The organism is Listeria marthii, from assembly GCF_014227425.1.
In the GTDB taxonomy this organism is placed as follows: domain Bacteria; phylum Bacillota; class Bacilli; order Lactobacillales; family Listeriaceae; genus Listeria; species Listeria marthii.
Window position 1 is genome coordinate 322,153 of the sequence record NZ_JAASWB010000003.1, and the last position, 24,847, is coordinate 346,999.

At 39.1% G+C, this 24,847-nt stretch carries 22 protein-coding genes and 1 pseudogene; 6 read left to right on the plus strand and 17 right to left on the minus strand.

Features of this window, described 5'->3' with window-relative positions:
* Positions 1 to 328: 328 nt before the first annotated feature.
* Entirely contained in the window at positions 329 to 1,402 is a 1,074-nt protein-coding gene (locus HCJ55_RS06940; RefSeq protein ID WP_185391325.1) for a BMP family lipoprotein, read from the minus strand.
* Positions 1,403 to 1,754: 352 nt separating this feature from the next.
* Between HCJ55_RS06940 and proG the strand changes: the two genes are divergently transcribed.
* Entirely contained in the window at positions 1,755 to 2,594 is an 840-nt protein-coding gene (proG, locus tag HCJ55_RS06945; RefSeq protein WP_185517564.1) for a pyrroline-5-carboxylate reductase ProG, read from the plus strand.
* A gap of 35 nt (positions 2,595 to 2,629) precedes the next feature.
* Here proG and HCJ55_RS06950 read toward each other — a convergent pair whose 3' ends face one another.
* On the minus strand, positions 2,630 to 4,903 hold the full coding sequence (locus HCJ55_RS06950) for an FtsK/SpoIIIE family DNA translocase (RefSeq protein ID WP_185506815.1): 2,274 nt from the start codon (positions 4,901 to 4,903) through the stop codon (positions 2,630 to 2,632).
* A gap of 150 nt (positions 4,904 to 5,053) precedes the next feature.
* A complete protein-coding gene (locus HCJ55_RS06955) occupies positions 5,054 to 5,980 on the minus strand; it encodes a YitT family protein (protein WP_003727465.1) in 927 nt (308 codons plus the stop codon).
* A 251-nt stretch (positions 5,981 to 6,231) separates the two neighbouring features.
* Between HCJ55_RS06955 and trhO the strand changes: the two genes are divergently transcribed.
* Positions 6,232 to 7,191, plus strand: coding sequence for an oxygen-dependent tRNA uridine(34) hydroxylase TrhO (gene trhO / locus HCJ55_RS06960; protein WP_185517566.1), 960 nt, complete (start codon positions 6,232 to 6,234; stop codon positions 7,189 to 7,191).
* 39 nt (positions 7,192 to 7,230) lie between these two features.
* Here the strand turns inward: trhO and fni are convergent, their stop codons facing one another.
* A complete protein-coding gene (fni, locus tag HCJ55_RS06965) occupies positions 7,231 to 8,307 on the minus strand; it encodes a type 2 isopentenyl-diphosphate Delta-isomerase (protein WP_185517568.1) in 1,077 nt (358 codons plus the stop codon).
* Positions 8,308 to 8,335: 28 nt separating this feature from the next.
* Positions 8,336 to 8,683, minus strand: a complete 348-nt coding sequence (locus HCJ55_RS06970) for a DUF1033 family protein (protein WP_008947759.1) — start codon at positions 8,681 to 8,683, stop codon at positions 8,336 to 8,338.
* 139 nt (positions 8,684 to 8,822) lie between these two features.
* On the opposite strand from HCJ55_RS06970, the gene HCJ55_RS06975 reads away from it, so the two are divergent.
* From HCJ55_RS06975 to HCJ55_RS06985, 3 genes are all read left to right on the plus strand, one after another.
* On the plus strand, positions 8,823 to 9,104 hold the full coding sequence (locus tag HCJ55_RS06975; protein WP_003722507.1) for an acylphosphatase: 282 nt from the start codon (positions 8,823 to 8,825) through the stop codon (positions 9,102 to 9,104).
* Between the two features lie 85 nt (positions 9,105 to 9,189).
* On the plus strand, positions 9,190 to 9,471 hold the full coding sequence (locus HCJ55_RS06980) for a hypothetical protein (RefSeq protein WP_185391319.1): 282 nt from the start codon (positions 9,190 to 9,192) through the stop codon (positions 9,469 to 9,471).
* A 36-nt stretch (positions 9,472 to 9,507) separates the two neighbouring features.
* Positions 9,508 to 10,335 (plus strand): membrane protein insertase YidC, encoded by an 828-nt coding sequence (locus tag HCJ55_RS06985; protein WP_185517570.1) that lies wholly within the window; start codon positions 9,508 to 9,510, stop codon positions 10,333 to 10,335.
* Positions 10,336 to 10,371: 36 nt separating this feature from the next.
* Here HCJ55_RS06985 and HCJ55_RS06990 read toward each other — a convergent pair whose 3' ends face one another.
* From HCJ55_RS06990 to HCJ55_RS07005, 4 genes are all read right to left on the minus strand, one after another.
* Positions 10,372 to 11,823, minus strand: a complete 1,452-nt coding sequence (locus tag HCJ55_RS06990; protein WP_185517572.1) for a HAMP domain-containing sensor histidine kinase — start codon at positions 11,821 to 11,823, stop codon at positions 10,372 to 10,374.
* A complete protein-coding gene (locus HCJ55_RS06995) occupies positions 11,820 to 12,500 on the minus strand; it encodes a response regulator transcription factor (RefSeq protein ID WP_003719652.1) in 681 nt (226 codons plus the stop codon). The genes HCJ55_RS06990 and HCJ55_RS06995 overlap by 4 nt, the downstream gene beginning before the upstream one ends.
* A 191-nt stretch (positions 12,501 to 12,691) precedes the next feature.
* On the minus strand, positions 12,692 to 14,110 hold the full coding sequence (gene gnd, locus HCJ55_RS07000) for an NADP-dependent phosphogluconate dehydrogenase (protein WP_185502199.1): 1,419 nt from the start codon (positions 14,108 to 14,110) through the stop codon (positions 12,692 to 12,694).
* Between the two features lie 144 nt (positions 14,111 to 14,254).
* The gene (locus HCJ55_RS07005) at positions 14,255 to 15,349 is read right to left on the minus strand and encodes a M20/M25/M40 family metallo-hydrolase (protein ID WP_185517574.1); all 1,095 of its coding nucleotides are present in this window, start codon (positions 15,347 to 15,349) and stop codon (positions 14,255 to 14,257) included.
* A 122-nt stretch (positions 15,350 to 15,471) separates the two neighbouring features.
* Between HCJ55_RS07005 and prli42 the strand changes: the two genes are divergently transcribed.
* Positions 15,472 to 15,567 (plus strand): stressosome-associated protein Prli42, encoded by a 96-nt coding sequence (prli42, locus tag HCJ55_RS07010; protein ID WP_003722501.1) that lies wholly within the window; start codon positions 15,472 to 15,474, stop codon positions 15,565 to 15,567.
* A gap of 157 nt (positions 15,568 to 15,724) precedes the next feature.
* Here prli42 and HCJ55_RS07015 read toward each other — a convergent pair whose 3' ends face one another.
* From HCJ55_RS07015 to ahrC, 8 genes and pseudogenes are all read right to left on the minus strand, one after another.
* Entirely contained in the window at positions 15,725 to 16,972 is a 1,248-nt protein-coding gene (locus HCJ55_RS07015; protein WP_185517575.1) for a dihydrolipoamide acetyltransferase family protein, read from the minus strand.
* 30 nt (positions 16,973 to 17,002) lie between these two features.
* On the minus strand, positions 17,003 to 17,986 hold the full coding sequence (locus HCJ55_RS07020; protein WP_008947751.1) for an alpha-ketoacid dehydrogenase subunit beta: 984 nt from the start codon (positions 17,984 to 17,986) through the stop codon (positions 17,003 to 17,005).
* Between the two features lie 16 nt (positions 17,987 to 18,002).
* Positions 18,003 to 18,998 (minus strand): thiamine pyrophosphate-dependent dehydrogenase E1 component subunit alpha, encoded by a 996-nt coding sequence (locus HCJ55_RS07025; protein WP_008947750.1) that lies wholly within the window; start codon positions 18,996 to 18,998, stop codon positions 18,003 to 18,005.
* Between the two features lie 24 nt (positions 18,999 to 19,022).
* Positions 19,023 to 20,450 carry a dihydrolipoyl dehydrogenase gene (gene lpdA / locus HCJ55_RS07030; RefSeq protein ID WP_185517577.1) on the minus strand — a complete coding sequence of 476 codons (1,428 nt, stop codon included), beginning with the start codon at positions 20,448 to 20,450 and terminating at the stop codon, positions 19,023 to 19,025.
* A 14-nt stretch (positions 20,451 to 20,464) separates the two neighbouring features.
* A complete protein-coding gene (gene buk / locus HCJ55_RS07035; RefSeq protein WP_185517579.1) occupies positions 20,465 to 21,532 on the minus strand; it encodes a butyrate kinase in 1,068 nt (355 codons plus the stop codon).
* A 136-nt stretch (positions 21,533 to 21,668) separates the two neighbouring features.
* Positions 21,669 to 22,534 (minus strand): annotated as a pseudogene (locus HCJ55_RS07040) (phosphate acyltransferase).
* 128 nt (positions 22,535 to 22,662) lie between these two features.
* A complete protein-coding gene (recN, locus tag HCJ55_RS07045; protein ID WP_185517581.1) occupies positions 22,663 to 24,354 on the minus strand; it encodes a DNA repair protein RecN in 1,692 nt (563 codons plus the stop codon).
* Between the two features lie 22 nt (positions 24,355 to 24,376).
* Positions 24,377 to 24,826 carry a transcriptional regulator AhrC/ArgR gene (ahrC, locus tag HCJ55_RS07050; RefSeq protein WP_003722493.1) on the minus strand — a complete coding sequence of 150 codons (450 nt, stop codon included), beginning with the start codon at positions 24,824 to 24,826 and terminating at the stop codon, positions 24,377 to 24,379.
* Positions 24,827 to 24,847 lie beyond the last annotated feature (21 nt).

A 24,847-nucleotide genomic window follows, 5' to 3' on the forward strand; every position in this document is an offset into this window, starting at 1 on the left:
CGAGTTTTTTATCCGTTTGTTGTTCAATGACTTCCTCGCTTCAATGCTTTGGTATGTTGTAAAAACACGTTTTATTATACCATCTATGTACGAAAGCTTGCCTTGCATTTTTAAGCGATTAAAAAAGCCATCTCCTTATTTTATTTCTAAATGGCATTCATTGCAATCATAAATTCCAATATACCGATTATTTTCTTTTAGTAAAAGGGTTTACCTATCAAATTAAAACGCTTACAAATTAATTTTTTATGAAAGTCGACACGTTGCATGCCGACTTTCATAAAAGGTTTTACTTCGTTCGTATTACTCAGTTTTTATAACTATAAAATCAAGGTTTTTCTGGAACTTTAATGTCCCCATCAACGATTTTTTGTTTGTATTCTTCTACTTTAGCTAAAACGTCTTTTGAAATATTATCTTGATGTTCAGAAAGCCCTACAGCATCTTTATCAAGACCGTATTCAATTTTAGTTCCGCCTGGGAAATCTCCAGCTTTAGCACGAGTTGCAAGGTCATCTACAGCGATATCAACGCGTTTGATTTCAGATGTAAGTGTTACATTGTAATCTTTGCCATCGTTTGCTGTAACTTTTCCTTCGTCCCATTGGTCACGGTCAACACCGATTACCCAAACAGCACGGCTAGGATCTTTTTTCTTCAAGTTTTTAGCTTCTGCAAAGACACCGTTACCAGTACCACCAGCAGCATGGAAAATTACGTCAACTCCACTTGAATACATGGAAGAAGCGATTTGTTGTCCTTTGTCTGCTTTAGCGAAATCGTTTGCATATTGCACATCAATTTGTGCGTTAGGATTAACAGCTTTTACACCAGCAGTGAAACCAGCTTCAAAACGGTCGATAACAGTTCCTTTTACCCCACCAACAAATCCAACTTTATTTGTTTTTGTTGTTAAGCCGGCTACAACACCAACAAGGTAAGAACCATCGTTATCTTTAAATCCAATACTTACTACATTATCACGGTCATCAATTGTGTCATCAACAATAGCGAATTGATTTTTAGGTTTTTGTTTAGAAACTTCTTCAATTGCATCTTTCAGTTTGTAACCAATTCCATAAATCAAATCATAGTCGCTACGAACAGCAGTGTTTAAGTTTGTTTTGTAGTCTGCTTCAGAAGCTGATTGCAAGTAGTTGTAACCATCAGTACCTTTTTCCATGTCGTTAGCTTTACCAAATTTTTGTAAGCCTTCCCATGCAGATTGGTTAAACGAACGGTCATCAACACCACCAGTATCTGTAACCATTGCTACTGTAAAATCTTTACTGCTCTTATCACTGCTACTTTTTTTATCGTCGCTGCTCGAACCACAAGCACCTAGGATAACGCCAGAAGCAATAATCATTGATAGTGCTAAAGCAAATGTACGCTTTTTCACCTTAAAACCCCTCCCGAGAGATATAATGTTAGTTAGAGCTATCTGTCAAAACAAACATTCAGGCGCGTATTAGAAAATTATGTATGGTCCCTTTTTCGGAAAACGCACAAAAACATTTAACGTCTTCTCCAACTGTTCTTAATATAACATGGAAAATAAAATAAATAAATAACCAACTTCATAAATTTTTAATGCAAATGAATTCAGAAAATTTAATTCTATCGGAATCATTCGCTTTTTCGTCAATCCTTAGGCACAAGCGCGTTAACGTGAAAAAGCAAACAATCAAGTTTAGTTGCAATCCCCTTTTATTCCCTTCATAATAAAATGAATGATGAAAGGCGGGATGAAAATGACAAAAATAGGTTTTATCGGTTTTGGAAGTATGGCATCGTTAATTGCGACTAAAATAATTGAAACTGAGCTTGCTGCTCCCGAAGAAATCATCCTCTATTCCAATTCCAAAAATGAGCATTTCAAACAATTTTATGATACCTATCCGACAGCGGAATTAGCTAGCAATGAAGCTGAGGTTTTTACAAAAGCGGCGCATAGTTTTATTTGCACATTACCACTTGCTGTTTTACCGCTTATTAAAGATTGTTCGGCAGTACTAACATCGGAACGTCATGTTATTTCTATTGCGGCTGGCGTCAGTACATCTGATATTTTAGCAATTTCTCCTGCGTTACAAGTTAGTAAATTGATTCCTTCTATCACGACAACTGTCGGTGTGGGGACAACATTGATTGCGCATGCTGATACAGTTGCTACAAAGAACAGCGCTTGGTTAGAAGCTATATTTGAGCATTTCGGACATGTGATGACGATTCGTGAAGAGAATATCGATGTTGCAAGTGATTTAACTAGCTCTTCGCCTGGCATTATCGCAGCGATTTTCGAACAATTTGTGGAAGCTGCTCTTAGAAGGTCTTCTTTATCGGATGCGGAGGTCTTCCAAATGATTAATTTTGCTTTAGCTGGAACTTCCAAGCTGTTAGTTGAGGAAGATTATACGTTTAACGGCTTGATTGAACGAGTTGCAACAAAGGGTGGCATAACTGCTGAAGGCGTGGAACTCAGCCAATCAGAGTTACCAAAATTCTTCGATGAACTGCTTGACCGAACACAAGCGAAATATGCATCTAGCGAAAAAGAAATCCAAACGCAGAAAAAGGATTTACTTTCCTAGAAAAAAAGGTTGCGACTAAGAGTCGCAACCTTTTTTTATTCATGTTCAGGACTAATTTCAACATTTACGCGTCTTGGTTTGCTACCTTCGTGCGGGCCAACGACACCTCTTTGTTCCATTTCATCAATTAATCTCGCCGCGCGATTATAGCCGATTCGGAACTTCCGTTGTAACATTGAGACGGAAGCTGTTTGCATTTCTACAACAAGCTCTACTGCTTCGTGATAAAGCTCATCCGTCACTTCTCCTTCTACTTCCGGGATGTCATCAGGAATCATTTCTTCGCTGTACTGTGCTTTTTGTTGCGAAATAACGTAGTTCACGACATCTTCTACTTCTGCATCAGATAAAAAGGCCCCTTGAATACGCGTCGGTTTACTTGATCCAACTGGTAGTAACAGCATATCTCCTCGTCCAAGCAATTTCTCTGCCCCACCCATATCTAAAATCGTTCTTGAATCAATCGAACTCGATACAGCAAAAGCAATACGCGATGGGATGTTCGCTTTAATAACACCTGTAATTACGTCTACAGATGGCCGCTGTGTGGCAATAATTAAATGTATTCCCGCCGCACGTGCCATTTGTGCTAATCGTGTAATAGCATCCTCTACATCGTTCGAAGCAACCATCATCAAGTCAGCCAACTCATCTACAATAACGACGATAAATGGTAACTCTGGTTGTTTTTCATTGTTTAGCTCATTTTGTTTTTTCACATAATCGTTGTAACCTTGCATATTACGTGTACCGGTATGTGAGAATAAATCATAGCGGCGTTCCATCTCAGCAACGACTTTTTGTAAGGCTTGAGCTGCTTTTTTAGGATTCGTTACAACTGGCGCAAGTAAATGCGGAATACCATTATAGACATTTAGCTCGACCATTTTCGGATCAATCATCATCATTTTCACTTCATGCGGTTTGGCGCGGAGTAAAATGCTCGTAATAATTCCGTTAATACAAACGGATTTCCCGCTCCCTGTTGCTCCTGCGACAAGTAAATGGGGCATTTTATCAAGACTCGCCATCATCGCTTCACCAGAAATATCACGTCCAAGTGCAATTTGCAGTTTCTCTTCCGGATTATTTTTAGGGTTATTTTCTAACACTTCACGCAACGATACCATTGCCACATTTTGATTTGCTACCTCAATACCAATCGCGGATTTCCCAGGAATTGGCGCTTCGATACGGATATCTTTTGCAGCTAAAGCAAGGGCGATATCATCACTTAAAGAAACAATTTTACTTACTTTAACACCAACAGATGGCTGTACCTCGTATTTTGTAACAGCTGGTCCAAGATGTACTTGTGTGATTTTCGCTTTTACGCCAAAACTTTCAAAGGTATCTTCTAGTTTTTTAGCATTCACTTTAATTTGATCATATTCTTTACTTTGATCGGTAACTTTTGCCGGTGCTAAAATATCTACTGGCGGTAATTGGTAAATCTCATTTTCAAAAGATTCTTGTTGGAACATTTCTAGTTCTTGTTCTTTTTGCTCTGTCTGTTCTTCCACAGGCGCTTTTTCTTGTTCCACTTTTGAACTAAAGTTAGAAATAATTGGTGGTACTTTTTCTTCTGGGGTTGGTTCTATTAGGTCGATTACCTCTTCAGGCTCCACTTCAACGACTTTTTCTGCTTTCTTTTTATCATGTTTCGCTTTTACTTCTTTGCCTTTTTCTGTTGCCGCTTTACCTTTTGTAAATAAGTAGCGGACAAATTCTGTCATTTTCGCGAAAAATTGACGGATAGAAATGCCAGATACAAGTGAAAAGCCATAAATAATAAGCAATGCCGCAATTAGATTTGTGCCAAGGCGATCTAATAAGAAGTAGGTAATTGAGGTAATCACAGCCCCAATCATGCCTCCACCAACAAATCCAACTTGATTTGGTCTAAATAAATTTTCTAGAACTAATTTCCATGTACTAGAAATAACGGACGCATTTGCCCCTAAATTGTGGATAATAAAATACATATGTATATAAGTTAAAAAGCCTAAAATAATTAGGTAAATTCCTACTAAACGTTTGCTAAAGAGATGCGGCATTTTTCTTCTAATGACCATATAGCCACCAAGTATTACACTTCCAGCAAGTAATACATAGCTTAGAAGACCAACAAACATTTCAGCCAACGCAAAAAATCCGCGGCCGACAAAGCCTAGTTGTAAAAGTCCGATAATCCCTATTGCTATCAAAACAACCCCTGTTATTTCTAAACGAAAAGAGGCTGATTGTTTTTTCTTTGAACGTGTTGACGATTTTTTTCGTCCGCTCGTTTTTTTCTTCTGTGTCGCCATGCCAAGTCCCACCCATTCCTTTTTTGCTTGTTTTATTATAGCACATCTATTCGTTCTGTCGCTCATACTATAGCCCTATTATACAAACAAATGTTTCCTTTCGTCAAAAAACCACATATCTCGAATAGAAGATACATGGTTTTAGCATCGTTATAGATGTGGTGTTTTCGTGTTCATCAGCTTTCCGCCGCGGACTTCTGACATACTTCCTCCGACCGCTAAGAAGGCATCTGGATCGATTTCGTCCAATATCGCTTTCACTTTCACTTCTTCAAATCTTGAGACGATAACGAAAACTACTTTTCTTACATCGCCGGAATATCCGCCAGTGGCATCTAAATATGTAACACCTTTACCAAGCTGCTCCATAATTTCTGCACCAATTTCCTCGTAATAGCGACTGATAATAAAAGCACTTTTCGACTCATCTACACCTTGAATAACAATATCAATCACTTTATACGCTAGAAAATAGGTAATGAGAGAATACATCGCTCGGTCCCAGTTAAACACCAGCCCCGCAACAATGAAAATGACAATATTAATAAACATAATAATTTGTCCTGTCGAAAATGGTGTCCGTCCGTTGATGATGATAGAAATGATTTCCGTCCCATCGAGCGCCCCACCATTACGAATGACAAGCCCTACGCCTAACCCAAGCGTCATGCCACCAAAAACAGTCGCCAGCAACAAGTCATCTGTCACTGGATCCATATCATGTAAAACGAGCGTCACAATCGACATGACCGCAATTCCGTACAATGTAAATAACGCAAATACCTTTCCGATTTTCCGATATCCGATAATAAAAAATGGAATATTAAGTACAAAAGTTAAAACCCCGAGTGGTAGTGGTGTTAACTGCGAAATAATAATCGAAATACCCACGACACCACCATCTAAAATCCGGTTGTTTACAAGGAAAAGTTCCAATCCAACCCCCATTAAAATCGCCCCAAAGGTAATCATTAAAAATTTATAAACAAACCACTTTAACCTTTTTCTGCGTTCTTGTTTTACTTTTTTTAAAGCTAGTTCTTCCATAAACGATTCATTTATTTGCACATAGCTCACGCCCAATCCTTACTTCATTCTTTATTTTAGGCAATGAAAACAAGATTTGCTTCCATCAACAAAATTTTCGCTTCATATTTAATAAGTATACCATAGCTGTTTTGTACTTGTACATATAGTTAATAATAAGAAGCATTTATTTTGCAGTTCGGTTACTTGCCAGTCTGAATTTGCTATAGTATAGTATTAATGCGCAAACTTGTGGAGAATTATTCTTACACATGAAATACATTTTGAAGGGTGATAAGATTATGAGTGACTATCAAGTGTTGTTATATTACAAATACACAACGATTGATGATCCAGAAACTTTTGCAAAAGAGCATCTTGCGGCTTGCAAAGAAATGGAATTGAAAGGCCGGATTTTGGTGGCGTCTGAGGGGATTAATGGCACCGTTTCTGGAACAGTAGAAGCAACAAACAAGTACATCGAATACATGGTAAATGACGCTCGCTTCGCTGATATGGTATTTAAAATTGATGCGGCTGACTCTCATGCGTTTAAGAAGATGCATGTTAGACCTCGTACTGAAATTGTTAGTTTGAGTTTAGAAGAAGATGTAAATCCGTTAGAAGTAACTGGGACTTATTTAGAACCAGCTGAGTTTCGGGAAGCCCTTTTGGATGAAGAAACGGTGATTTTAGATGCTCGAAATGATTATGAATTTGATATTGGTCATTTCCGCGGTGCTGTTCGTCCAGATATTCAAAATTTCCGCGAGTTACCAGCTTGGATTGAAGATAATCGTGAGCAACTTGCAGACAAAAAAATCGTAACCTACTGTACTGGCGGCATTCGTTGTGAGAAATTTTCTGGTTGGTTAAAAACAGCTGGCTTTGACGATGTGAGTCAACTACACGGCGGGATTGCCACTTACGGCAAAAATGAAGAAACACAAGGAGAACTTTGGGACGGTCAAATGTACGTTTTTGATGAACGAATCGCGGTTCCGATTAATCAAGTAAATCCTACCATTGTTGGGAAAGATTACTTTGACGGAACACCTTGCGAACGTTACATTAATTGTGCTAATCCGTACTGTAATAAGCAAATCCTTGCTTCTACACAAAACGAAGAAAAATATTTGCGTAGTTGTTCGCATGATTGCCGCGTTCACCCAGCAAATCTTTATACGAAAAATTTATCTAAAGAAGAATTCACAGAACGTCTTCAAGCAATTGATGAAACTTTACCAGAAATGGTTCAATAAATAAAAAACCAGCTTTGCTAAATAAATAGCAGCTGGTTTTTATTTTCTATTAGCAAGTTCGGCTAAATCAATTCCTCGTAAAGTTCCCCAGCTAGCAAGTTCGCCACTTACGATTAACGGGGTTGTCTTTAGTTCCGCGATATTTTTCGCATCAGCTAAAACAAATAAGCCGCGTAGCTGTTCTTTCCATAATTCCAGTTTTTCGATGGTTTTTGTGACGCCATCTTTTTTTAGGGAATAGATGATTTGGCCAGCCATGCCGACGCTATCTGCTCCGAGCGCCAAAGCTTTCACGATATCTAACGGGTTTCTAATGCCCCCTGATGCTAAGTAAGCAATTTTTGGTGCATCGGCGTGTTGCATATCGATTAATGCTTGCCCAGTTGAAATACCCCAATCAAGTAAAAAGTCGTACGCATGGTCGCGGCGGCGGTCATTTTCAATTTGGGCGAAGTTCGTTCCGCCTCTTCCAGCTAAGTCTACTGTTTCTACACCAACTTCGGCTAATGTTTTAACTGTTTCGCGCGTCATGCCAAAACCAACTTCTTTCACGACAACTGGTACTGGAGAAAGTTTGACATACTCTTCTATTCTTGTCAGCCAGTGACTGAAAGCTCGGTCGCCTTCTTCCATGACTAATTCTTGCGCAGGGTTAATATGAATTTGTAGCGCATCGGCTTCTAACATTTCAACCGCGCGCAGACCATCTTGAATCGCCACTTCTGGACTGACATTCGCTAAAATCACACCTGCCGGATTAACTTCCCGCACGATTTTATATGTATCTATTAGCGAGCTGTTTTTTAGAGCTGCAGATTGTGAACCAACGGCCATCGGGATAGCTACTTCGCGCGCTATTTCAGCAAGTTCCGCATTAATTTTTTTCGTATGGCGACTGCCGCCTGTCATTGCATTAATATAAAACGGGAACGGCACATTCGTCCCAAAAATAGTAGTCGTTAAATCAATATCTTTCACATTATAGCGCGGGATAGACGTCCCAATCAGCTGAATATCTTCTAAACTAGACAGCGCTAATTGCTCATTTTGCTTTACACCAAGAGCGACATGTTCGTCTTTTCGGCGTTCTCTTAATAAGTCATCGTTCTTCTGCATCTGTTAATCCTCCAAATTTCTTTTCGCCTCAAGCAAAGGTTAAAACTGGTTTAAAAATGGTCTCTTTCTCATCGGGAGTTGGCTGATATACTTCCCCATCTAAAAATAAAATAAGTCCGTGAAATGTTTGAATATCATCTTCACAGTCCTCACAATATTCCACTTCTTCTTCGTTCCAAGCAGCAAGCAAACAATCTTTTTTTGTTTGATGGTTAGGATAATTCCGCAGTAAGTCCTCTGCTAATTCTTGGTACTTCAGAAAAGCTGCTTCTTTATCCGAAAAAGAATATTCTGCTTGAATGGATGTTTCCCACTCCTCGAAAAACCACCAAGGCTCGTATTCTCCTTTGGTTAGATAGACATTCCATTTTGTCATATCAAAAACTCCCAACAGTAAATATAATACACTTATTATAGCACAAGCTTTCTTGAAATACTGGAATGCAAATTTTTGAAAGTAACGGCAAAAACAGATACACTGGTAGTGAGGAAAAATAAAAGGAGTTGGTTTTACCATGGCTAGAGATACAGCGATTTTGAGAGTAACTGGATTTGTGCAAGGTGTTGGATTTCGTTACACCACAAAACATGTCGCTTACAAATACGATATTAGTGGAACAGTAAAAAATTTAGACGATGGTTCCGTTGAAATCCATGCAATTGCAGAAGAAGAAAACTTAAATAAATTTATCGATGCAATAAAAAAAGGCCCGTCCCCTGGTTGCCGCATCGAGCATGTTTATATTTATAAAGGGGCGCCTGTAGAAGAACGAAAAACATTTGATATCGTTTACTAAAATCCCAAAAATAGTAGTTGTGCTATAGCTCTTTTTGCATTATAGTTAATGAGTACTAAAACCTTGAAAGGAGCGACTGCGTGGCATGATTTCCATTTTGCAAATCTTACTTGAACCAGAATTCATTTCACTCACAGTGACGTTTTTATTAATGTTGACGATCTTCAGTTATTGGTCGGCAATTACATTATTAAAACCGAAAATGGTGCTACCCGCTGACGCTATCTGCTTAAAGCCAGTAAAGATCGCACTTCGAGCACATTTTTATAGAACCTCGCCTAATTTTATTATTAATTGGCTAGCGATAACTAGGAAATGTAGCGCCATTACTGATGATGAAGACAGTTTTTCATTTTCCAACGTATGAATTTATTATTTTACTATTTAGGAGGAAAATGAAACATTGAAAAAGAAAAATATTATTTTAATTAGCGTTTTACTTGGTGCTCTACTATTACTTACAGGTTGTAGTATGGACCCGTCACAAAATACAGATGGTTTTTTCAGTACTTATCTGATTCAACCATTCACTAGCTTTATTGTGTTTGTTGCAAAGTTTGTTGGGGGGAATTACGGGGTCGCGATTATTATTACAACGCTCCTTATCCGTGCGCTAATTATGCCGCTAAACTTACGTACTGCTAAAGCTCAAATGGGTATGCAATCCAAAATGGCGATTGCTAAACCAGAAATCGACGAAATTCAAGCTCGCTTAAAACGTGCTACATCGAAAGAAGAACAAGCAACTATCCAAAAAGAAATGATGACTGTTTATTCCAAGTATAATATCAATCCGATGCAAATGGGTTGTTTACCACTACTTATCCAAATGCCGATTTTGATGGCGTTCTACTATGCAATTCGCGGTTCATCTGCAATTGCAGAACACACATTCTTGTGGTTTAACCTAGGTTCACCAGATATGGTACTTGCGATTATCGCCGGACTTGTCTACTTAGCACAATACTTTGTTTCGATGATTGGTTATTCACCAGAACAAAAGAAACAAATGAAAATTATCGGTTTAATGTCACCTATTATGATTTTATTCGTATCCTTTACAGCTCCTTCTGCTCTAGCATTATACTGGGCTGTCGGCGGACTATTCTTAGCAGGTCAAACATTGCTAACGAAAAAACTCTACATGAATAAACATCCAGAAATAAAAGTAATGGAACAAGAAGAAAAAGAATTTGAACAAATCGTAGAAGAACAAAAGAAAGAAAAATAAAAGAAACCGCAACCTCGTCATAAGGTTGCGGTTTTTCTATTTAGATTTTGGTTCAATATAAGGAAGTGTAATTTTGATGGTCGTGCCTTTATCTGGCTCACTAACTGCATTAATCGTTCCTAGATATCCTTCGACTAATTGTTTAGCAATCGCAAGTCCGAGGCCATTACCACCTTTTTCACGGCTTCTAGCTTTGTCTACGCGGTAGAAACGATTAAAAATCTTATCAATTTCTTCTTGTGAGATACCTTCCCCGTAATCACGCACATCAATATGGATTTGCTTTTGTTCTTTATAAACATGCATATCCACTTCTGTGCCATCACCCGAATATTTCACGGCATTATCCATAATAATAATTAAAATCTGCTCTAAATGATTATGCTGAATAAGCGCCCGTAAATTCGTATCATCTTCTTTTAAGGTAAAAGTGAAATTCTCATACATCACTTCAAAATTACGTCTTACTTGCTCCACTGTCGCATTTACATCCGTAATTTGTAATTCTTTTGTTTGCGAAATTTGTTCTGCTCTGGATAGATCAAGCATTTCTTGCACTAATTTTTTCATCCGTTCTAGTTCAGTTAAAGAAGCATTTAATGATTCATCAAGAACCGCTGGATCATCTTTTCCCCAACGTGTCAGAAGTTTTAAATGACCTTCCATAATTTGAACAGGCGTCCGTAATTCATGGGAAGCATCCTCAACGAATTGTTTTTGCTGTTCAAAACTAGTTTCAATGCGCGTCATCATATCGTTAAAAACGACGGTCAATTCGCCGATTTCATCTCGGGAATTTGTTTGTGTTTCGATACGTTTTTGGAAACCATTTTTACGAATATCGTTCATAGAGCGCGCTAGTCGAGTAAGCGGATTTAAGAAGTTTTGAGCTAGCAAGTAGCCGAGCATCCCACTAATAAAGAGCGCCACTGCTCCGAGTAAAATCATCGTAACAAGCAGTCGATCCATCATCCGATTATAGGAAGTGAGCGGGTTTACGACTTGCGCATAACCAATCACGGTCGTATTATCGTCCGCCACAATCGGCATTTGCGCCGTCATCATCTTCTGCCCATCAATCGTTGGTTTATTCATAATAAATTTATCCGTGCCGCTAACAAAATACTGCGAAAAATCAATACTCGTGATATCTTGATTTCTAGAAAAATAATACTTATTAATAAAATGGCCATCTTTATCATAGAGATTAATCACTTGGTCTTGCAGTTTGCGGTTCACGGTTTTATCGTTGTTAAATAGATATTTAATTTCCTCATTGTCGGTTAAATCTTGATTTGTTAACGTACTTGTTGTCGCTAGAAGCAGTTCTTTTACTTCCGGTTCTTCTTCATTTAGCAACATTTGCCCAATCCCTTGATAAATCGCATAGGAAAATAAGAAAAATGTTAGAAAAATCGCTGCACTAGCTCCAAAAGTCCATTTAAATTTCAACGAACGACTTTTTAAGGAGAATGGGCTAGTTGTCATGTACGCATCACATACCCTGTCCCGCGAACTGTTTGGATGTAACTTTCTTCGTCAGGATGATCAATTTTATTTCGTAAGTAACGAACGTACACATCTACTACATTTGTTTCTACTTCTGTTTCATAGCCCCAAACTTTATTGAGCAGCACTTCTCGCGTTAGAACGATATTGACATTTTCCATTAATGTAAGTAAAAGTTCGTACTCTCGTTTGGTTAAGTCAATAATTTCTTCGTCGCGTTTAACAATCCGATTTTCTTTTTCAACGATTAAGTTTCTGTATTGAAGCGTCGTTTGTTTAGCAGATTGTTCCGCATTTTCTACTCGGCGTAGTAGCGAACGAAGACGAGCCAGCAATTCTTCAATCGCGAAAGGTTTGACGATATAATCATCTGCCCCGTGGTCAAGCCCTGATACACGGTCAATAACAGAGTCACGTGCGGTTATCATTATGATAGGTGTTTGTTTCACTTGGCGCACACGACGACAAACTTCTACACCGTTTAAATGTGGCAACATTAGATCAAGTAAAATTGCATCCCATTCTTCATTTAATGCCAGTTCGAGTCCAGCACGACCATCATTAGCGACTGCCGTTTCATAATTTTCATGTTGTAATTCTAATTCAATAAAGCGCGCTAAGTTTTTTTCATCTTCTACGATTAATATTCTATTCATTTGGCCTAACCCTCTCTTTCGGTCATTACACTATATTCCTATTACTATTGTAACGAACTTTGGCTCAAAAACAACTAATAACAGCGCATAAATAGATATTTCCTGTATTTTTTAGCGGTTTACCATGATTTACTAATTCAAATCTCATAAAAAAAGCATCCACTCGTGAAAGTGGATGCCGTATTTTTAAATCAATCTTCTACTTGTGGCCATTCTGTATGGAATACGCCTGGTTTGTCGATTCTTTCATACGTATGAGCGCCAAAGTAGTCGCGTTGTGCTTGAATTAGATTTGCAGATAATACTTCCGAACGGTAGCTGTCGTAGTAGCTGATTGCTGCAGTGAATGTTGGCACTGGAATTCCAGCTTTTACTGCTTCTGCAACAACTGTACGAAGGTCGCCTTGGTAGTTATGAGCGATATCTTTGAAATAAGGATCTAATAGCAAGTTTTTAAGGTTTTTATCTTGGTTATAAGCATCGGTAATTTTTTGCAAGAAACGAGCACGGATAATACAACCAGCGCGGAAAATTTTCGCGATTTCGCCGTATTGTAAATCCCAGTTGTACTCTTCGCTAGCAGCTCTCATTTGAGCAAAACCTTGTGCATAAGATGCGATTTTACTGAAATAAAGTGCGCGACGAACAGATTCAACAAATGCTTTTTTGTCGCCTTCAAAATGATAGTTAGATGGGCCATTTAATACAGTGCTTGCATAAACACGTTCTTCTTTAAGAGCAGAGATATAACGAGCAAATACAGATTCTGTAATTAAGGAAAGTGGAACACCTAAGTCAAGTGCACTTTGGCTAGTCCATTTACCAGTTCCTTTTTGACCAGCTTTATCAAGAATAACATCGACAATTGGTTTGCCGGTTTCTTCGTCTTTTACTTTTAGGATATTTTTAGTGATCTCGATTAAATAACTATCAAGTTCGCCATTATTCCATTCTTCAAATACGTCAGCAAGTTCATCATGGCTTAATCCACCGATTTCTTTCAAAATAGTGTAAGCTTCTGCGATTAATTGCATATCGCCGTATTCGATACCGTTATGCACCATTTTAACGTAATGTCCGGCACCATCTGGACCAATATAAGTCACACAAGGTTCTCCGTCTGCTACTGCAGCAATTTCACGTAAAATAGGGGCTACAAGGTCATATGCCTTGCGTTGACCACCTGGCATGATGGAAGGGCCTTTAAGTGCGCCTTCTTCTCCGCCTGATACACCAGTTCCGATGAAGTTAAATCCTTCTTCGCTTAGTTCTTTATTACGACGAATCGTATCTTTGAAGAACGCATTACCACCATCGATTAAAATATCGCCTTCGTTTAAGAAAGGTTTAACTGCTTCAATCATCATATCTGTAGCATCGCCAGCTTTTACCATAATAAGGATACGGCGAGGCACTTCAAGAGATTCGACAAATTCCTCTAAACTATAAGTTGGTACTAATTTTTTGTCCGCATTTTCTTCCATAACCGCTTTCGTTTTTTCAGTAGAACGGTTAAAGATAGATACTGTATGACCGCGGCTTTCAATGTTTAGAGCCAAGTTACGGCCCATAACGCCCATTCCTATAACGCCAATTTCTTGTTTTGCCATTTTGCACTTCTTCCTTTCCGGTTTATTAAGGCAGAAAAATCTGTCTTACTTCAACATGACACATAAAAGTATCAACATTAATTACTATATCAAAGAATTGCTTCTTGGACAATGAATCAATCCGAATTATTTGACTTTTTTTCATTAATTTAGCTTTCTGAGTAAAATTTTCTCGTTTTTAGCGGATTCTGCAAGGTCAATCACGAGTTGTGTGAGTTTTTCTAACTGCCCTACAGAAATTGTTTCTTTGTCTGTGTGGGCATTTTCATATCCCGCCGACAAGAGCATAGTTGGAATACCTTTTTCATTTAACACATTGGCATCGGTTCCGCCCTCTAACAAAATTTCGTGCGTTTCTAAAGCTTGTTTTTTAGCCGCTTTTTGGAAAATATTCATTAGCGGATGTTTAGAACGGATATGGTAACCTTCGTAAATCAGTTTCGTATCGTGTGTTAACATCGCACCATATTTCTCGCAGGTTTGAGCAAAACGTTCTCTAATTGTTTGAATATGCAGAAGCGCTTTACGAAAACTTGCTGCTGACGTGAAAAGAACTTCTAACTGCGCATCTTGCTCATTTTCATCATTTATTCCGCCAGAAAACGACTGTATTTCCCATTTGTTTTCCCGGTCAATTCGTCCTGGGCGTGTTGCATGAAGCGCCATTCTAGCAATGGAAATCGGCGACATTTGGGCACTATCAGAACTCGCAATCGTAAATCCCATCGTAACTAGCGTACTTGCTTGCAATTGATAACTGCCTACCTCGCCTGGTGCATCTAAACAATACCCGTATGCAGCTGTAATTTTTTCTTCCGGAAACAACCGCATCCCGATCATTCCGAGTTCCTCTTTTGTTGTAAAAATGAATTCAATTTCCCCGTGCGGTGTTTTTTCGGTGCAAAAATAATCAATTGCCGCCAACATAGCTGCAACGGCCGCTTTATCATCTGCACCTAAAGAAGTCCCATTTGTCGCTGTAAATACATCTTGTTCGAGTTGAAAAACTGGCGCAGCTGCATTTGGATGCGTATCAACATGACTACAGAAAAAGATTGTTGGATACTTCTCTCTAGTCGCCGGAATCCGTGCAATCAAGCCATAATTTTCGTCCAAACTATAGGGAACGTCCAATGTCGTTAAATGTTTTTTTATGTAAGTTAAAATGGCTTTTTCTTTCCCAGAAACAGATGGAATTTGGATTAATTCGGTAAAATATTTTTTCGCATTGGCTATCATCTTATTTTCACCTACATTCTTCCTATTTGCCTAAAAAAATCAAGAAATAACTTGAAATTTGCTTTAATTATCAGTAAGATGGATATATCTGAAATGCTTTATGAGAGGAGTTTTCTTCCGCAATGACTAATAAAAAAGTAGTTCGCGTTGTCGTTATTTTAATGTTAATCGCGATTGTATTATCAAGTGTTTTAACCGGGGTATTAATGTTTTTATAAATATCCTCCGTCTGAGCCAATTTGGTTCAGACTTTTTTTATTTTTCTCCTCAAAAAAAGAGCAGCACCCGAAAGTACTACCCAAGACATCTAGGGAGTTTAGGGGTATGGATCTAGATGTACTAAACAATACCCGCTAAACCTAGATTAAAACATCTTTAATACAACGCTGTATTTTCTTTGGAAATTTTTTCGACATTGGCTTTAATTGCTTGTAAGAATTTCCCTGCTAGTAAGCCATCTAAAATACGGTGGTCGATGGATAGGCATAGGTTAACCATATCGCGCACGGCAATCATATCATCGATAATAACTGGACGTTTAACAATCGATTCCACTTGAAGAATCGCTGCTTGTGGGTGATTAATAATTCCCATAGATTGAACAGAACCAAATGAACCGGTGCTGTTTACTGTGAATGTACCACCTTCCATATCCGCCTGGCTTAGTTTGCCATTACGCGCTTTTCCAGCAAGTTCGCTTATTTCGCGAGCAATCCCTTTAATGGATTTTTCATCTGCATTTTTAATGACTGGAACATATAATAAATCGCCGGCCGCAATAGCAATGGAAATATTGATATTAGCGTGCTCAATGATTTTATCTCCTGCCCATGTGCTGTTAAGTTGCGGGAATTCTTTCAAGGCTTGTGCAACAGCTTTGATGAAAAAGGCGAAATAAGTTAGCGAGTAACCTTCCTCTTTTTTGAAGCTATCTTTAACTGCATTACGATAGCGAACAAGTCCAGTTGCATCTACTTCCACCATCATCCATGCGTGCGGGATTTCTTGTTTGCTGACGCTCATATGTTTCGCAATAGCTTTTCTTACGCCATTGATTGGGATTTCTTTATCGCCGGCCGCTGAACTTACAGGTGTTGATGCAGCTGCTTTTTCTTGCGGCGCACTTTGCACTTCTGGCTTAGTAGCTACCGGTCCGTTTTCAATGACTTGAAGTAAATCTTTTCTTGTAATTCTGCCACCTTTACCAGTGCCTACTACAGTTGATAAATCAATATTATTTTCGCCAGCAATTCGCAGTACAGCTGGGGAAAATCTTCCACTAGCTGGTGCTTCTGCTAATTTAACTTGTTTCGTTTCTTGTTTTTCAGGCGCTTTTGTTTCTGCTTTTTCTACTTCAGCAACTGGCTCTGAACTGCCCGCCTCTGCTGTTTCAATCGTGCAAATCACTTCGCCTACTTCTAAAGTTTCATCTTCTTCAGCTAAAATTTCTTTGATTGTCCCGCTAAAAGAAGACGGGATTTCAGCTGTTACTTTGTCGGTTAAAACTTCCGCGATAGCATCATATTTTTCGACTGTATCGCCAGGTTTCACTAACCACGAACTAATCGTTCCTTCTGTTACGCTTTCCCCTAATTTGGGCATGGTGATTTTTTCAACTGCCACGGGTCTTCACTCCTTTAATTTAAAACGGGTCTAAAATTCCGCTAATTCTTTCATTGCATCCGCTACTTTATCTGGATTAATCATAAAGTGTTTTTCCATTGTTGGAGCAAACGGCATTGCTGGGGTATCAGGTCCTGCGAGTCTAGCAATCGGTGCGTCTAAGTCAAATAGACAATGCTCTGAAATGATTGCTGCCACTTCACTGATAATGCTTCCTTGTTTGTTATCTTCCGTTACAAGAAGTACTTTACCTGTTTTTTTCGTTGCTTCAATAATTGCATCTTGATCTAGTGGATAGATTGTCCGTAAATCAAGAATATGCGCTTCTACGCCTTCCGCTGCTAAACGTTCTGCTGCTTGTTGCGCAAATTGAACCGCAAGTCCATAAGTAATTACGGTAATATCATCGCCTTCACGTACGACATTTGCTTCGCCGATTGGAACAATATAATCTGTTTCCGGCACTTCGCCTTTTAGTAAACGATACGCACGTTTATGTTCAAAGAAAAGCACTGGATCGTTATCGCGAATCGCTGCTTTTAAAAGTCCTTTTGCATCATATGGTGAAGAAGGAACAACTATTTTCAAACCTGGTTGTCCAAAAAACACTTTTTCAACTGATTGTGAATGGTAAAGTGCTCCGTGTACCCCGCCGCCAAAAGGTGCGCGAATAACCATCGGGCAAGACCAATCATTATTGGAACGGTAGCGAATTCTGGATGCTTCTGAAATAATTTGGTTCACAGCTGGCATAATAAAGTCAGCAAATTGCATTTCTGCAACTGGACGATAGCCGTACATCGCTGCGCCAATTCCAACTCCGGCAATCGCGGATTCAGCAAGCGGCGTATCAAGAACTCGGTCTTCACCGAATTCATCATATAGGCCAGCAGTCGCTTTAAATACGCCACCTTTTTTCCCTACGTCTTCTCCTAAAATAAATACTTTATCGTCGCGCTCCATTTCTTCTTTAAGCGCCATTGTTATTGCATCAATATATGAAATGACTGGCATTCAAATTCCCTCCTAATCAGCTATTCGCTTCTTCATCATATACATAAAGTAAAGATGATTCTGGTTCAGCGTATGCTGCACTTTCCGCGTAATCGGTTGCTTCGTTAACTTCTTTCGCAATGCTTTTTTCGATTTCAGCGATTTTTTCTTCTGTTAAGTAACCTTCTTCAAGTAGTTCTGTTTGGAAAATTGTCAGTGGATCTTTTCCTTTTGCTTCGTTAACTTCTTCTCTGGAACGATAACTGCTATCGTCATCATCAGAGGAATGCGGTGTGAAGCGGTATGAAACTGTTTCGATTAAAGTTGGTCCTTCGCCGTTTCTTGCGCGATCTGCTGCACGTTTAAATGCTGCATAAACTTCTCCCATGTTCGTTCCATCAACACGTTCACCAGGGATGCCGTAACCAATTGCTCGATCAGATAGTTTTTCTGCGGCATACTGTTTCGATGCTGGCACAGAAATGGCATATTGGTTATTGTGAATCACGAAAACAACTGGCAACTTATGTACAGATGCGAAGTTGATTCCTTCATGGAAATCACCTTGGTTAGAAGATCCTTCCCCAGTTGAAGCATAAATTGCAATCTTATCACCGGCCATTTTTGCTGCAAGACCAATACCTGCTGCGTGCGGAAATTGCGTTGTTACTGGTGAGCTTTGTGTCACGATGCGGTTTGATTTTTGTCCAAAGTGAGCTGGCATTTGACGTCCGCCAGAGTTCGGGTCTTCGGCTTTAGCAAACGCGGATAACATAATATCTTTCGCTGTCATTCCGAATGCTAACACAACCGCCAAATCGCGGTAATATGGTAATGCGTAATCTTTATCTAAATCAAAGGCAAACGCAGCGCCAATTTGTGCCGTTTCTTGTCCTTGTCCAGAAATGGTGAAAGGAATTTTCCCAGAACGGTTAAGTAGCCACATACGCTCGTCAAGTCTTCTTGCCATTAACATCGTTTCATACATTTTAATTAATTTATCTTCTGTTAAACCTGCTTCTTTTAAAGTCATTTTTGTTCCTCCTTTAAAGCTGTATTAACCGTGAATTGCATTGCCATCCACAGCAAGGGCAGCTTCTCTAAAACTTTCTGATAAAGTTGGGTGCGGGTGAATCGTGTTGCCCACTTCCCACGGCGTTGAATTTAAAACTTGCGCTAAAGCGGCTTCGCTAATCATGTCCGTTACGTGCGGTCCAATCATGCTCACGCCTAAGATATCGTCTGTCTTTTTATCTGCAATAATTTTAATAAAACCATCTGATTCTCCGTAAACGAGCGCTTTCCCGATACCACGGAAGAAAAATTTACCTTTTTTCACTTCATGACCGCGTTCTTTTGCTTGCTCTTCTGTGATACCAACACTTGCGATTTCGGTAGAAGTATAAATACAGCGTGGAACTAAGTCATAATCAAGTTTTTCGGTCGCTTTTCCGGCAATATGGTTGGCTGCAATCGTTCCTTCTTCCATGGCAACATGCGCCAGTTGAATAGTTGGGATACAGTCACCAATCGCATAAATATGACTTTCTTTTGTTTGATAAAAGTCATTTACTTGGATAAAGCCGTTTTCGGTCGCGATATCCGTGTTTTGTAAGCCGATATTTTCTGTGTTAGCTGAACGACCAACAGAAACAAGAATTTTGTCCGCTGTGAAAGTCTGCTCTTCGCCTTTGATGATTGCGCTAATTTCCACACCAGCATCTGTTTTTTTATAACTAGCTGCTTGAACTTCAGCAGATGTATGCATCGTTAGTTTTTTCTTTTTATACAGTCTTGCTAATTCTTTCGCTACTTCTTTATCTTCGGTTGGCAAGATTCGATCCGCATATTCTAGCACAGTCACTTCTACGCCGAAATCATGCATCATTGAAGCCCATTCCATCCCGATAACTCCGCCACCAACAATAATGATTGATTTTGGTAAAGTTTCAAGGTTTAGCGCGCCGTCAGATGATAAAACATGTTCTTCATCAATTGTTAAACCATTTAATGTGCGAGGTTTGGAGCCAGTCGCGATAATTAAGTTTTTAGGAATTAGCATTTCATTTTCAGAGCCATCTTCAAATTCGACTGAAATTGTTCCAGCGGTTGGTGAAAAAATCGATGGTCCTAAAATCGTTCCCGTTCCAACAAACAAGTCTATTTTACCTTGTTTAAATAACTGGTGGATACCTTTTTCTAATTGGTCTACGATTTGCTGTTTTCGTTCTTGTGCTTGAAAAAAATTGATTCCGGCTGTTCCTTCAACCGAGATACCAAATTCACTTGCTTTTTTTACTGTTTGTAGAACTTCAGCTGATCGTAACAAAGCTTTTGTTGGGATACAGCCTCGGTGAAGACACGTTCCACCAACTTTTCCTTTTTCAACGACAGCTACTTTTTGGCCATTCTTAGCTGCTTGAATTGCTGCAACGTAACCGCCAGTTCCCCCGCCAAGAATAACTACATCATATTCTGTTGCCACATTATCTCCTCCTTTTAATACACTTTTCCTTCTTCAAGACCAGCGAGCACGCGTTGTACGCCGCTATTTAATGCTTCTAATTCGTCTTCTCCTGGCTCTATAATCACACTGGCTATCCAGCTTATTTGCTCGGTAATTTTCTTTGTAAAAAGCTCACTTCTAGCAAGTCCGCCAGTTAAAATAATCGCGTCAATTTTGCCTTGTAAGACAACAGAGCAAGCACCAATTTCTTTACTCACTTGATAAGCCATTGCATCAAACGCTTCAATTGCTTTTTCGTCACCGGCTTGAACTTTCGCTTCTACATCTAGCATGCTATTAGTTCCTAGATAAGAAATCATTCCACCACGACCAACAATCAAATCATGTAGTTCGCGTTTCGTCCATTTCCCACTAAAACACGCCTCTAAAAAATCATTCATCGGAAGTGAACCAGAACGTTCTGGACTAAAAGGGCCATCTCCATCTAAAGCGTTATTCACATCAACCGCTTCACCTTGTCGATGAGCAGCAACTGAAATTCCACCCCCAAGATGGGCAATAACGAAATTCATTTTTTCGTAATCTGATCCTAGTTGTTTTGCAATTTTCCGACCCGCAGCTTTATGGTTTAACGCGTGGAAAATACTTTTTCTTGCAACCAAGACGTTTCCAGAAACTCGTGCGATGGCTTGCATTTCATCCACTACCACTGGGTCGACAATGAAACTTGGAATTTCGAGTTCATCTGCTAGTTTCTTTGCTAGCATCGCACCTAAATTCGAAGCATGCTCTCCGTATTTATTTTCTTTTAAATCCGCTATCATTTTTTCTGTAACCATATATGTACCGCCAGCAACTGGTCTAAGTAAGCCACCTCTACCAACTACTGCTTGTAAATTCTTTACATCATAACCAAATGCATCCATCACTCGACGTAAAACTTGCCCTCTAAAATCAAATTGTTCCTGTACATTGTTAAAATCGGCTAGTTCTTGCATTGTGTGTCTGACTGTTTCTTCAAAAAGTACTTTATCGCCTTGGTAAACAGCGAGTTTTGTAGACGTGGAACCAGGATTTATGGTCAAAACATCAAAAGACATTTGCTTTCCTCCAAATTTAATTGTGAAAAATGCAGTAGGTTATCATTTTCCCATGGACTATTGTAACACGTAGGGCGTAATCAAATAAAAGCCTTTGCATTCAGTTTGTTAAAGTCCGTCTATTCACATTATTTCATCATTTCCCAACCATTCTTACGGTTGAATAAATGAAGCTAATTTATTCTCTGGTGTATCATTTCTCGAGGAAATAACAATTGGTACTTTCGCGCCAACAATCGCACTCCCAACCTTGGCGCCTGCAAAGTATACGAGTGATTTATAAAGCGCATTTCCTGTTTCGATATTTGGTGCTATTAATATGTCCGCTTCACCAGCTGAACTATCGGTGATACCTTTATGAAGGGCTGCTTCTTTTGAAATGGCTACATCTAGCGCTAATGGACCTGAGATGTTTATGGTATTGCCAAAATGAGCCACCACATCCCGCGCTTCCACAGTGGATGGCATTTTTTCTGTTACTTCTTCCACGGCACTTAGCAAAGCGATCTTGGGATTTGCTATGCCAATCTTATGCGCAGCCGCGACCGCATTTTCTGTAATCGCGATTTTTTCTTTGGTTGTTGGTGCAACGTTCATGGCGCAGTCTGTTAGGAGCAATGGTTTATGGTAAGTCGGAATATCAAAAATAGCAATTTGGCTTAATAATTGGTTTGTTCTAAGGCCATTTTCCTTTTTTAATACATGACTCATCAATGTAGCCGTTGGAATAAAACCTTTAACTAAAATGTCTGCTTCTTTATTTTTCACCGCTAAAATCGCGCCCTGTGCTGCTGCTTCTGCTGTATCTGCTTGAATCCACGTAACACTTTCGTTCGCTGTTAACGTTTTATCTTCGTTTCTACCGAATAAAAGAAATTTACCTAGCTTTTGGTTTAATGCGAGGCGAATCGTTTCAAGTACTACTTCATCATCCGCGCCTGCTACCGCAAAAACAAATGAGCTTGTGTCTGCTACTTCTGTAAAAAATCTGCTTTTTGTCATAAAAAATAACTCCTTTATCGCACAAAAAAGCCGCATTTCGAATTAGTAGTTGTTTTTATGACCAGGTAATAATTTCTACCTTATTCATTTTAAGCAAAAACTATTCGATATGCAAGCAATTTCGTTTTTTAATAGGTTTGTTTTACTTTTTCTGCTTGTTCAATCATTTCTTTTGCATGTTGTTTTGTTAGTTCTGTTACTTCTATTCCAGCAATCATTCGACTGATTTCTTCTACTTTATCTTCACCTTTAAGCACGGCGACGGAGGTTGTTGTCCGCTTGTTTTGGACTTTTTTGGTGATGTAGTAATGGTGATTCGCCATAGCAGCAACTTGTGGCAAATGGCTAATACATAGCACTTGCGATCCTACAGAAACAGCGTATATTTTTTCTGCAATTGCTTGACCGACCCGGCCACTTACACCCGTATCTACTTCATCAAAAATGATGGAAGTAATGCCTTGGTGTCTTGAGAAAATGGTTTTCAACGCTAACATCATCCGCGATAACTCCCCTCCAGAAGCAATTTTTGCTAATGGTTTTAATGGTTCCCCTGGGTTAGTGGACATGTAGAAAACGATGCTATCTTGTCCAGATTCTGTTAGTTCCATTTTATTTGTTTCAAAACGCACGCTAAAAATAGCTTTTTCCATATAAAGTTGATTTAATTCTTGTTTAATTTGTTTTTCTAAGATAACGGCCGCTTTTTTACGGATATCTGTGAGCGTGTTCGCCTGTTTCGTTAGTTCGGCTTTAAGAGCAGCTAATTTCGTCTCTAAATGACCTACATGCGATTCACTATCCGTTAGTTTTTCCATTTCGCTGCTTATTTCTTGTTCGTATTGAATGATATCTTCAATTGTTTTACCATATTTGCGTTTCAATTGGTTTAAGTCATTCAAACGAGATTCAATTTGATTAAGTTCTTCTGGTTGGAATTCTAGCTGGTCGAGCGATTGTCTAATCTGGCTCATGCTATCTTCTAACATATAGTAACTAGACGAAATTGCCTCACTGACTGCTTTATAGTCGGTATGGATGCTGGCCGCTGTTTCCATTTGGCGCATCGCTTCCCCGACAAACTCTAGCCCACCAGGCTCACCTTGAATCGCCGCATAAGCACCTTGCAAATTTTCATTCAGTTTTTCAAAATTAGCTAAAATGTTTTTTTGTTCTAACAAACGATCTTCTTCGCCAGCTTGTAAATTGGCATTTTCGATTTCCTGTTGTTGAAAACGAAGCATATCTAGTCGCTGTGCTAGTTCTCGTTCATTTTTTGTCCAGTTTTGCCATTCTTTCTCAATCGCTTGGTATTCTTTAAAATTAGTTTGATACTTCGTCAGTGCCGGCTTAATTTTGTCAGAAGCAAAACGATCTAGTAACGATAAATGAAACTCCTCATTCATCAATTCCTGATGTTCGTGTTGGCTATGAATATCGATTAATTTAGAACCGATTTGGCGCAAGAGAACCGTTGTAACTAGTTTTCCGTTAATTCGGCAACTATTTTTCCCTGAGCGAAACAAGCTACGTTCCAAAACGACCATATCATCTGAAGCATCTATCCCATTTTCTAAAAGTGCATTGCGGCAAGCGAGATTATCCTCAGCTAATCCGAATAGCCCTTGAAGTTCCAAGCGTTCCTCGCCGTGACGGATAAAGTCTGCCGAACCACGTCCGCCAACAAGAAGACCAAGCGCATCAATAATAATTGATTTACCAGCGCCGGTCTCCCCTGTTAATACCGTCATCCCTTCTTGAAAAGTTAATGAAAGCGATTCGATGATAGCAAAGTTTTTAATTGTCATTTCTTGAAGCAAAATCTTTCACCTCCAACAAATTTTAAAGCATATCTATAAAACGATCTGTTAATGTTTTCGCATTTTCTTCTGAGCGACAAATAATTAAACACGTGTCGTCTCCACAAATAGTTCCAGCTTTTTCTGGCCAGTCGAGGTTATCTATTAGCGCACCAACAGAGTTCCCATTTCCCGGCATTACTTTTAAAATAATCATAAATTGCACATTATCAATGCCAATAAAGCAATCAATCAAAGCGCGTTTTAGTTTTTGATGTGGGTTGAAACTATTATCGGCAGGTAGACTATATTTATATCCGCCTGTTTGTGTTGGAACTTTGACAAGATGAAGTTCTTTAATATCACGGGAAACGGTTGCTTGGGTGACTTTAACATCGCGTTCTAATAGAAGTTCTACTAAATCTTCCTGCGTGTCAATCTCATTAGATGTAATCAATTCTCGAATAATAATATGACGATGACCTTTATTCATTCCTTCTTCACCTCACGATAA

Bases quoted from the DNA above. Each gene is read 5' to 3' on its own strand.
- proG (WP_185517564.1), top strand. From the start codon at position 1,755: ATGACAAAAATAGGTTTTATCGGTTTTGGAAGTATGGCATCGTTAATT.
- HCJ55_RS06950 (WP_185506815.1), bottom strand. From the start codon at position 4,903: ATGGCGACACAGAAGAAAAAAACGAGCGGACGAAAAAAATCGTCAACA.
- trhO (WP_185517566.1), top strand. From the start codon at position 6,232: ATGAGTGACTATCAAGTGTTGTTATATTACAAATACACAACGATTGAT.
- fni (WP_185517568.1), bottom strand. From the start codon at position 8,307: ATGCAGAAGAACGATGACTTATTAAGAGAACGCCGAAAAGACGAACAT.
- HCJ55_RS06970 (WP_008947759.1), bottom strand. From the start codon at position 8,683: ATGACAAAATGGAATGTCTATCTAACCAAAGGAGAATACGAGCCTTGG.
- HCJ55_RS06975 (WP_003722507.1), top strand. From the start codon at position 8,823: ATGGCTAGAGATACAGCGATTTTGAGAGTAACTGGATTTGTGCAAGGT.
- HCJ55_RS06980 (WP_185391319.1), top strand. From the start codon at position 9,190: ATGATTTCCATTTTGCAAATCTTACTTGAACCAGAATTCATTTCACTC.
- HCJ55_RS06990 (WP_185517572.1), bottom strand. From the start codon at position 11,823: ATGACAACTAGCCCATTCTCCTTAAAAAGTCGTTCGTTGAAATTTAAA.
- HCJ55_RS06995 (WP_003719652.1), bottom strand. From the start codon at position 12,500: ATGAATAGAATATTAATCGTAGAAGATGAAAAAAACTTAGCGCGCTTT.
- gnd (WP_185502199.1), bottom strand. From the start codon at position 14,110: ATGGCAAAACAAGAAATTGGCGTTATAGGAATGGGCGTTATGGGCCGT.
- HCJ55_RS07005 (WP_185517574.1), bottom strand. From the start codon at position 15,349: ATGATAGCCAATGCGAAAAAATATTTTACCGAATTAATCCAAATTCCA.
- prli42 (WP_003722501.1), top strand. From the start codon at position 15,472: ATGACTAATAAAAAAGTAGTTCGCGTTGTCGTTATTTTAATGTTAATC.
- HCJ55_RS07020 (WP_008947751.1), bottom strand. From the start codon at position 17,986: ATGCCAGTCATTTCATATATTGATGCAATAACAATGGCGCTTAAAGAA.
- HCJ55_RS07025 (WP_008947750.1), bottom strand. From the start codon at position 18,998: ATGACTTTAAAAGAAGCAGGTTTAACAGAAGATAAATTAATTAAAATG.
- buk (WP_185517579.1), bottom strand. From the start codon at position 21,532: ATGTCTTTTGATGTTTTGACCATAAATCCTGGTTCCACGTCTACAAAA.
- ahrC (WP_003722493.1), bottom strand. From the start codon at position 24,826: ATGAATAAAGGTCATCGTCATATTATTATTCGAGAATTGATTACATCT.